This window comes from Streptomyces hirsutus (assembly GCF_001418415.1).
GTDB lineage: Bacteria > Actinomycetota > Actinomycetes > Streptomycetales > Streptomycetaceae > Streptomyces > Streptomyces hirsutus.
Map to the genome: position 1 here is coordinate 17,818 of NZ_LIQT01000369.1, position 9,450 is coordinate 27,267.

Annotated in this window: 9 protein-coding genes; 1 reads left to right on the forward strand and 8 read right to left on the reverse strand. The window is 72.0% G+C overall.

The annotated features are described in order from the left end of the window. Positions 1-120 precede the first annotated feature (120 nt). The 7 genes from pheT to infC form a co-directional block, all read right to left on the reverse strand. On the reverse strand, positions 121-2,631 hold the full coding sequence (gene pheT / locus AOK11_RS26290) for a phenylalanine--tRNA ligase subunit beta (RefSeq protein WP_055596202.1): 2,511 nt from the start codon (positions 2,629-2,631) through the stop codon (positions 121-123). Beyond that, on the reverse strand, positions 2,631-3,752 hold the full coding sequence (gene pheS, locus AOK11_RS26295) for a phenylalanine--tRNA ligase subunit alpha (protein WP_055596203.1): 1,122 nt from the start codon (positions 3,750-3,752) through the stop codon (positions 2,631-2,633). The genes pheT and pheS overlap by 1 nt, the downstream gene beginning before the upstream one ends. 149 nt (positions 3,753-3,901) lie before the next feature. After that, positions 3,902-5,047, reverse strand: coding sequence for a sensor histidine kinase (locus tag AOK11_RS26300; RefSeq protein ID WP_055596204.1), 1,146 nt, complete (start codon positions 5,045-5,047; stop codon positions 3,902-3,904). 130 nt (positions 5,048-5,177) lie between these two features. After that, positions 5,178-6,056, reverse strand: coding sequence for a TrmH family RNA methyltransferase (locus tag AOK11_RS26305; protein ID WP_055596205.1), 879 nt, complete (start codon positions 6,054-6,056; stop codon positions 5,178-5,180). Positions 6,057-6,187: 131 nt separating this feature from the next. Next, positions 6,188-6,571 carry a 50S ribosomal protein L20 gene (gene rplT / locus AOK11_RS26310; protein WP_004933571.1) on the reverse strand — a complete coding sequence of 128 codons (384 nt, stop codon included), beginning with the start codon at positions 6,569-6,571 and terminating at the stop codon, positions 6,188-6,190. Positions 6,572-6,671: 100 nt separating this feature from the next. After that, complete coding sequence (gene rpmI, locus AOK11_RS26315; RefSeq protein WP_055574739.1) at positions 6,672-6,866, reverse strand: 50S ribosomal protein L35; 195 nt, start codon at positions 6,864-6,866, stop codon at positions 6,672-6,674. Positions 6,867-6,986: 120 nt separating this feature from the next. Continuing rightward, positions 6,987-7,685, reverse strand: coding sequence for a translation initiation factor IF-3 (gene infC, locus AOK11_RS26320; protein WP_079035094.1), 699 nt, complete (start codon positions 7,683-7,685; stop codon positions 6,987-6,989). A 405-nt stretch (positions 7,686-8,090) separates the two neighbouring features. Between infC and AOK11_RS26325 the strand changes: the two genes are divergently transcribed. Continuing rightward, on the forward strand, positions 8,091-8,468 hold the full coding sequence (locus AOK11_RS26325) for a DUF1844 domain-containing protein (RefSeq protein WP_055596207.1): 378 nt from the start codon (positions 8,091-8,093) through the stop codon (positions 8,466-8,468). Positions 8,469-8,517: 49 nt separating this feature from the next. Here the strand turns inward: AOK11_RS26325 and AOK11_RS26330 are convergent, their stop codons facing one another. Continuing rightward, positions 8,518-9,249: an SseB family protein gene (locus AOK11_RS26330; protein WP_055596208.1), complete on the reverse strand. Its 732-nt coding sequence runs from the start codon at positions 9,247-9,249 to the stop codon at positions 8,518-8,520. Positions 9,250-9,450 lie beyond the last annotated feature (201 nt).

The following is a 9,450-nucleotide window of genomic DNA, read 5'->3' on the forward strand; positions in this document are numbered from 1 at the left end:
GGGCCCGGAAGCGCGCGGGGACCGCGTGGCCGGCCACGGCACGAACGAGCCGTGCGCGGCGGACACGCGGTCCCCGAAGAACGCCGTAGGCCCCGAGGAGTCCTCCGGGCCCGGAGGGCGTCAGCCCCGGAGGGTCGCCCCGGTGCGCTCGCCCGCGAGGGCGACCGCCGATTCGCGGGCCGCGGACGCCTCGTCGACCGTCAGCGTGCGGTCGGGCGCGCGGAACCGCAGTGCGTACGCCAGGGACTTGCGGCCCTCGCCCAGCTGCTCGGCGTTCTCGTACACGTCGAACAGGCGGATGGATTCCAGCAGTTCACCGGCGCCCTCGCGCAGGGCCGCCTCGACGTCCGCGGCCGGCACGGAGCCGTCGACGACCAGGGCGACGTCCTGCGTGGCGACCGGGAAGGTGGAGATGCCCGGCGCCTGCGGGATGCTTTCGCCGGCCTGTTCCAGGGCGTCCAGGTCGAGCTCCATCGCGCAGGTGCGCGCGGGCAGGCCCAGGTTCTTCACCACGCGCGGGTGCAGTTCACCCGCGTGGCCGACGACGCGCTCGGTGCCGTCGACGGTGACCGCCAGTTCGGCGCAGCGGCCCGGGTGCCACGGGCCGTAGCGGCCCTGGCGGACGACGAGTTCGGCGCCCGCCTCGGCGGCGACGGTACGGGCGGCCTCGATCGCGTCGGCCCAGTCGGCCGGGCGGCCCGCGCCCCACCAGCCGGCCTGTTCGCGGGCCCCGGCCAGAACGGCGGCGACGTGCCGCGGCTGGTCCGGGAGCGCCGCGTCGAGCCCGGCGAGTTCCTCGTCGGTGGGCCGCCGGTCCACGGGCAGGCGGACGGCGGCCCGCTGCTCCTCGCGCGGCTTGAAGACCAGGCCGGTCTCGAACAGCGCGACGTCGTGGCTGCCGCGTCCGTCGTTGCGCCGCAGCGCGCCGAGCAGGCCCGGCAGCAGCGAGGTGCGCAGCACGGGCTCCTCGTCGTTGAGCGGGTTGGTCAGCTTCACCACCCGGCGGGCCGGGTCGTCCGCGTCCAGGCCGAGCTGGTCGAAGATCTGCTCGCCGACGAACGGGTAGTTCGGCGCCTCGACGTATCCGGCGCCGGCCAGGGCCCGGCCGGTCCGGCGGTGCAGCCGCTGCCGGGAGGTCAGCCCGCGTCCGGCGGGCGGCCGGGGCAGGGTGACGGGCAGGTTCTCGTAGCCCTCGAGCCGGATGACCTCTTCGGCCAGGTCGTTCGGGTCGGTGAGGTCGGGCCGCCAGGACGGCACGGTGACGATCAGCTCGTCCTGCCCGTAGACGTCGCAGCCGACCTGCTGGAGACGTCGTACGACGGTCTCCCTGCCGTAGGCGACGCCCGCGACCTTGTCGGGGTGGTCGGCCGGGATGGTGAGGGTGTGCGGCGCGGACGGGGCGACGACCTCGGTGACACCGGCCTCGGCGGTACCGCCGGCGAGCAGCACCAGCAGGTCGACGGTGCGCTGCGCGGCAGCGGCGGCGGCCTGCGGGTCGACGCCGCGTTCGAAGCGCCGGGACGCCTCGGAGGACAGCTTGTGCCGGCGGGCCGTACGGGCGATGGACACCGGGTCGAAGTGCGCGGCCTCGACGACGACCTCGGAGGTCGCCTGGTCGAGGTCGTGGTCGGCGATCTCGGTGTCGGCGCCGCCCATGACACCGGCGAGCCCGATCGGGCCGCGCTCGTCGGTGATCACCAGGTCCTCGGCGTCGAGCGTGCGCTGCACCCCGTCGAGGGTGGTGATCTTCTCGCCCTGCTCGGCCCGGCGCACACCGATGGTGCCCCGGACCATGGAGCGGTCGTAGGCGTGCAGCGGCTGGCCGAGCTCCAGCATCACGTAGTTGGTGATGTCGACGGCCAGGGAGACCGGGCGCATGCCGGCCTTCTGCAGCCGGCGGGTGAGCCAGATCGGGGAGCGGGCGTCGGGGCTGAGTCCGGTCACCGTGCGGGCGGTGAAGCGGTCGCAGCCGACGGGGTCGGAGACCTCGACCGGGTAGCCGTAGGCGTTCGGGCCGGGGACGTCGAGCAGGGCCGGGTCGCGCAGCGGCAGCCCGTAGGCGGTGGCGGTCTCGCGTGCCACCCCGCGCATCGACAGGCAGTAGCCGCGGTCCGGGGTGACGGCGATGTCGAGGACCTCGTCGACCAGTTCCAGCAGCTCGACGGCGTCCTTGCCGACCTCGGTCTCGGGCGGCAGCACGATGATGCCCTTGGTGCCGTCGTCGCCCATGCCCAGCTCGTCGCTGGAGCAGATCATGCCGTGCGAGACCTTGCCGTAGGTCTTGCGGGCGGCGATCGCGAACCCGCCGGGCAGGACCGCGCCGGGGAGCACCACGACGACCTTGTCGCCGACCGCGAAGTTGCTGGCGCCGCAGACGATCTCCTGGGGCTCACCGGTGCCGTTGGCCCGGCCGACGTCGACGGTGCAGAAGCGGATCGGCTTCTTGAAGCCCTCCAGCTCCTCGATGGTCAGTACCTGGCCGACGACCAGGGGGCCCTTGAGGTCGGCACCGAGGTGCTCGACGGTCTCGACCTCGAGGCCGGCCGCAATGAGTTTGGCCTGCACGTCGCGGCCGGTCTCGGTGGCCGGCAGGTCGACGTACTCCCGCAGCCAGGAAAGCGGGACCCGCATCAGATCTCCATCCCGAACGGCCGGGTGAACCGGACGTCACCCTCGACCATGTCTCGCATGTCCTCGACGTTGTGGCGGAACATCAGCATCCGCTCGATGCCGAACCCGAAGGCGAAGCCGCTGTACTTCTCCGGGTCGACGCCGCAGGCGGTGAGCACCCGCGGGTTGACCATGCCGCAGCCGCCGAGCTCGATCCAGCCCTCGGACGAGCAGGTGCGGCAGGGGCGGTCGGGGTTGCCGACGGACTCGCCCTTGCAGACGTAGCAGAGCATGTCCATCTCGGCGCTCGGCTCGGTGAAGGGGAAGAAGTTCGGCCGCAGCCTGGTCTTCATGCCCTCGCCGAACAGCGACTGCACCATGTGGTCCAGGGTGCCCTTGAGGTCCGCCATGGTGAGGCCCTCGTCGACGGCGAGGAGTTCCACCTGGTGGAAGACGGGGGTGTGGGTGGCGTCCAGCTCGTCGGTGCGGTAGACGCGGCCGGGGCAGATCACGTAGACCGGCAGTTCGCGTCCGAGCAAGGAGCGGATCTGCACGGGCGAGGTGTGGGTGCGCAGCACGACGCCGGACTCGGTGCCGCCCTGGGGGCCCTGCACGAAGAAGGTGTCGTGCTCGCCGCGGGCCGGGTGGTCCGGGCCGATGTTGAGGGCGTCGAAGTTGAACCACTCGGCCTCGACCTGGGGGCCCTCGGCGACCTCGTAGCCCATGGCCACGAAGATGTCCTCGATGCGCTCGGACAGCGTGGTCAGCGGGTGCCGGGCGCCGGACGGTACGCGGTCGTGGGGCAGGGTGACGTCGACCGCCTCCTCCACCAGGACCCGGGCGTCCCGCTCGGCCTCCAGTTCGCTCTGACGGCCGGCGAGGGCCTTGTTCACGGCACCGCGCGCCTGGCCCACGCGCTTGCCCGCGTCGGCCTTGGCGTGCGGGGGCAGGGCGCCGATCTCGCGGTTGGCGAGGGCCAGCGGCGAGGCGGGACCGGTGTGGGCGATCTTGGCCTCGTGGAGTGCGTCGAGGGAGTCCGCGGCGGCGAAGGCGGCGAGCGCCTCGTCCCGCATGCGCTCGATCTCTTCCGGTTTCAACGCCTCGACCTCTACAGGGTCGTACGACTTATTGGGTGCCGACATCTCTTCCCGTACTTCCGATTGGCTGGCTGATGGTCCCCGTCACCGGCTCATGGCCGAAGCGTCTCCGTCTGGTGGGACACAAAGGTGCCAGAGGCCGAGTCTAACGGGGTGAGGGACCGCGAATGCGCCCGTGGGGCCCCGGGTGCGCGCTAGCTGAGGTACGCGGGGGCCGCCACGGGCAACGTAAATCGGAGTTCCGCGCCGCCACCGGGGGCGCGGCCGACCGTGATGGTGCCGCCGTGGGCCTCGACGATGCCCTTGACGATGTACAGCCCGAGGCCGGTGCCGCCGCGCTTGCTGCCCCGCCAGAAGCGGGTGAAGACGCGGTTCATGGACTCCTCCGGGATGCCGGGGCCCTCGTCGCTCACGGTGACCGACGTGGCCGCGTGCTCGCCGTTCTCCCGGTCACGGGGGGACGCCGAGGGCGTGATGTCGATGGTGACGGTTCCCTCGCCGTGGCGCACCGCATTTTCCAGCAGGTTGCTCAGTACCTGGTCGACCTTGTCGGGGTCGGCCCACAGGTCGGGCAGGGGGTGCTGGATCCGCAGCAGGAACCGGTCGGCGGGCTGTCCGGCGGCGACGTACGCCTGGATGTGCCGTCCGACGGCGGCTCCGATGTCGACGGGCTGGCGGCGCAGTTCGAGGCGCCCGGAGTCGATGCGGGAGATGTCGAGGAGTTCGGCGATGAGCCGGGTGACCCGGTCGGCGTCGGCGTCGACGGTCTCCAGCATCAGCTGCTTCTGTTCGTCGGTGAACCGCTCCCACTTGGCGAGCAGGGTGGCGGTGAAGCCCTTGACGGAGGTGAGCGGGGAGCGCAGTTCGTGGGCGACGATGGCGATCAGTTCGGCGTGGCTGCGTTCGGTGCGGCGCCGGGCCTCGGTGTCGCGCAGCGACACGACGACGCGGTGGACCGGTCCGGTGGGCCGGGTGCGGACGTAGCGCGCGGAGACGAGGACCTCCCGTCCTCCGGGCAGCAGCAGGTTGCGCTCGGGCTGGCTCACCCGGATGGCGAGGCCGCCGTAGGGGTCGGTGAGCTGCCACCAGCGCCGGCCTTCCAGGTCCTCCAACGGCAGGGCCACGTCGAGCCGTTGGCCGAGGGCGCGCTCGGCGGGGACGGCGGTGATACGGGCGGCGGCGGCGTTGAAGCAGATCACCCTGCCGTGCTCGTCGGCGACGACGAGGCCGTCGGGCAGCTGGTCGGGATCGATGCCGAGCTCGGCGGGGCCGGCGGACCGGGGTGCGGGCGGGCGCGCCGCCCGGGGTGCTCCCGGTGCGCTGCTCGTGCCGACGGTCATCCCCGTATCCCACCTCTCCGTACTTCCTCGGGGTGCCCCGCGCTCAGGCGGAGTGCCCCGGTCCGGTCGGAGCCGGGGAGCCTGGGGTACGGCCGAGAGCTGGGGGAGGGTCCCCGGGCAGGTCACCTTACTAGCTCTCGGTGACGGAGCGGCACCCTCCGACGGCGCGCTGTGCACGCGCCGACGCGTAGAGACATACGGCGGCGGCGGTGGCGAGGTTCAGACTTTCGGCCCTTCCGTGAATCGGAACACGGACGACGGCGTCGGTGAGCGCCCGGGTCTCCTCGGGGAGCCCCCATGCCTCGTTGCCGAAGACCCAGGCGGTGGGTCCGCCCATGGTGCCGTGGTCGAGTTCGTCGTCGAGGTCGCGGTCGCCGGCGCCGTCCGCGGCGAGCACCCGTACGCCGGTGTCCCTCAGGGCGGCCACGGCGTGCTCGACGGGGACGCCCACGGCGACGGGCAGGTGGAACAGCGATCCGACGGAGGCGCGCACGGCCTTGGGGTTGTACAGGTCGACGGAGGCGTCGGTCAGGACGACGGCCTCGGCGCCGGCGGCGTCGGCGCACCGCAGGACGGTGCCGGCGTTGCCGGGGTCGCGTACGTGGGCGAGGACGGCGACGAGCCGGGGGCGGGCGGCGAGGATCTCCTCGAAGGGGGTGTCGAGGAAGCGGCACACACCGACGAGGCCCTGCGGGGTGACGGTGGTGGAGATGTCGGCGACGACCTGCTCGTCGGCGAGGTGGATGCGGGCGCCGGCGTCCCGGGCGGCGCCGATGATGTCCGCGTACCGCTCGGCGGCCTCCGGGGTGGCGAACAGTTCCACGAGGGTGGCGGAGCCGGTGTCCCGGTGAGCGGCGGTGCCGCGGTGAACGGCGGCCTCCCGTACGGCCTGCGGCCCCTCGGCGAGGAACAGTCGCTCCTTGCCCCGGAAGTTCCGTTTGGCCAGCCGCCGCGCGGCGGACACGCGGGGCGAGCGGGAGGAGATCAACTCGGGGGTGGCGGGGGGCATTCGGTTCACTTTCGCTCTCGGCTTCCGGGGCAGCTCCCGCGCGGTGCCACGGAAGCTTCCGCACAGACTACGGACCCGCAGGCACTGCCTGCGGGTCCGTTGGATCACGCCGGTTCGAGGCCGGCGCGGCGTCACGCGGCCTTGGGCGCGTTCACGTCCGCCGGCAGCGCCTTCTGGGCGACCTCGACGAGCGCGGCGAAGGCGGTGGCGTCGTTGACGGCCAGCTCGGCCAGGATCTTGCGGTCGACCTCGACGTTCGCGGCCTTCAGACCCTGGATGAAGCGGTTGTACGTGATGCCGTTCGCGCGGGCAGCGGCGTTGATGCGCTGGATCCACAGCTGGCGGAAGTCACCCTTGCGCTTCTTGCGGTCGTTGTAGTTGTAGACCAGCGAGTGGGTGACCTGCTCCTTGGCCTTGCGGTACAGGCGCGAACGCTGACCGCGGTAGCCGGAGGCCTGCTCGAGGATCGCCCGGCGCTTCTTGTGGGCGTTGACTGCCCGCTTGACGCGTGCCACTTTTTAACTCCTTGTAGCGGGGCCGCGGTTGATGGTCACGCGGCCCGAAATCGATTGGGTCCCGGTTCTGACGTGCCTAGGGCGCAGGAGCGCCGGAACGTCACTTGCCGAGAAGCTTCTTGATCTTCTTGGCGTCGCCCGGGGCCATCTCGGCGTTGCCGGTGAGGCGACGCGTCACACGGGACGACTTGTGCTCGAGCAGGTGGCGCTTGCCGGCACGCTCACGGAGCACCTTGCCGGAGCCGGTGACCTTGAAGCGCTTACTGGCACCGCTGTGCGTCTTGTTCTTCGGCATGGCGCCGTTATCTCCTCGTCGGTGGCGCTCCGGTGCCCGGTCACGAAAACCGGGCACGGTGGAGCGTCGTACTTGTTTCGGTTATGTCCTGAGGGCCGGCGGGCCCCCGAGGTCATGCGGTCACACGTCGGCGGGAGCCTCGGTCTGGGCTTCGGCCTCGGCCGGAGCTTCGGCCGATGCTTCGGCCGGTGCTTCGGCGTCCGTCGACTCCTCGGCCTCCGCGGCGTTCTGCGAGCGGCCGGGGTGGGCCTTCGCGTCCGCCTTGCGGGCTTCCTGCGCCTGGCGGGCCTCGGCCATCGCCTCGGTCTTCTTCTTGTGCGGACCGAGAACCATGATCATGTTCCGGCCGTCCTGCTTCGGGTTCGACTCGATGAACCCGAGGTCCTGGACGTCCTCCGCGAGCCGCTGCAGCAGTCGGTAGCCCAGCTCGGGCCGGGACTGCTCGCGACCACGGAACATGATCGTGATCTTGACCTTGTCGCCCTGCTTGAGGAACCGGACGACGTGACCCTTCTTGGTGTCGTAGTCGTGCGGGTCGATCTTCGGCCGGAGCTTCATTTCCTTGATGACCGTGTGCGCCTGGTTCTTGCGCGCCTCACGGGCCTTCATGGCCGACTCGTACTTGAACTTCCCGTAGTCCATGAGCTTGCACACGGGCGGGCGGGCGTTCTCCGCGACCTCGACCAGGTCCAGGTCATACTCCTGAGCAAGCTCCAGTGCCTTGGCCAGCGGGACAATGCCCACCTGCTCGCCACTGGGACCGACAAGTCGCACCTCGGGAACGCGAATCCGGTCGTTGATGCGGGGCTCGGCGCTGATGGATCCTCCTCGATAGCACCACGCGACGGTCTGGCGGACAGCCGCGTAACGTCTGTGTTCGTTAGACCTAACCGCGCCGAAGCAACAAAAATGCCCCGGACGATCACAGGCGGGGCTCCTCGAACTACCGGAACACCGCCGCGGTCACCGCGGGGCGCACTTTCGGGCGGATCACCGCTGAGCGGCACCGCCTGACCGGTGACCTGTCATCCGGGGGACGATCAGGTGGGAGTTCGAAAGCCTCCACTTGTGGGCCGGACACGCATGCTGCGGGCAAACGGGTCCGACCGGTCGTTACACAAGGTTAGCAGCTTCCTCGGGAGCGCGCTAACCGGCTGCACCGCGCCCCTGCCGGCGCCCCTCCTGCTGTCAAGGGGACACGCGCCGGGCCCTATCGTGTGGGGCATGAGTGAGACCTCCCCCTCGGACACCCCCGAGACCGCCGACAGCCCCGACTTCGACGCCATGGCCCGTGACATCGCCGAGGTCCCGGCCGTCGAGGTGATCGTGACGGTCGCCGTCAACCTGATGAGCGCCGCGGCCGTGAAGCTCGGGCTGACCGAGGAGGGCGACGCGCACAAGGACCTGGACGAGGCCCGCAAGCTGGTGCACGCGCTGGCCGGTCTGCTGGACGCGTCCACGACCGAGATCAGCTCCTTCCACGCGGCGCCCCTGCGCGACGGCCTGAAGTCGCTCCAGCTGGCGTTCCGCGAGGCCTCGCTCGTCAAGGACGAGCCGGGGCAGGGCCCGGGCGAGAAGTACACCGGCGCGATCTACGGCTGAGCGTGCCGGAGCCCGGTGGTCCGGGCACCGGCATGCGGGTGCGTACGGGTCACCCGCGTACGTAGAAGGGCTCGCCCGGCGGCGTCGCCCCGGCCGGCAGTACTGCCAGGTCGAGGCCGCGCACCAGGCGGGCCCTCAGTGTTTCGTCGGCGGCCAGGCGCTGTGCCACGGCGCGGGCGGCCTCGGCGACGGGGGCGGCGGGGTCGAGGACCAGGGCGAGGGTGCCGTCGGCCTGTCCCGGTCCGAGGTGGGCGCGCAGGACGGCGGGCTCCGCGGCGACGACGGCGCGCAGGGCCTCGACGACCAGGGGGTCGGCCAGCGGGTCGGCCGTCGTACGCCCCTCGGCGAGCGCGCGCAGCAGCGGGCCGGTCAGTTCGAAGGGCACGGGCCCGGCCATGTCGAGGACGACCGTGTCCGCCTTCTCGTGCGCGGCGGCCTGCAGGGCCTGGTGCAGCGGTACGGCGACCGGGCGGGCCGCCGGGTCCCAGCGGGCGAGCGAGTCGGTGGAGGTGAAGGCGGGCAGTGCGGTACGGTCACCGGCCTTCAGGGTGGGGACGGCCATGTCGCTGGTCTTCTCCCGGCGCAGCCCGTTCTCGTCCTCCTCGACCTCGCCGAGGACGGCCACGACGGGGACCAGCAGCCGGGTGCCCTTGAGCGCGTCGAGGACCGGCGTGACGGCGTTGCCGTCCTCGGCCCAGGCGGCGAGCGCCGCACTCAGCCGGGGGTCGGCGGAGCCGTCGTCGTCACGGTAGCCGGGGTCGGGAATGTTCTTGTTCGCCACGGTCGTCGACCCTATCGGCCTGGAATGGGAGGCTCGCACGCGGGCGGCGGGACGGGGCGGCCGCGGAGCTGCGGGAAGGGGAGGCGCCGGTGAGGTCCGACGGGTGGGACGCGCGGGGGGCGGCGGCGATGGCGGCGGCGATGGCGGCGGTGGCCGTGCCGGACGGCGCCGAGGTGTCGGTGGGGGTGCTGGACCCGGTGG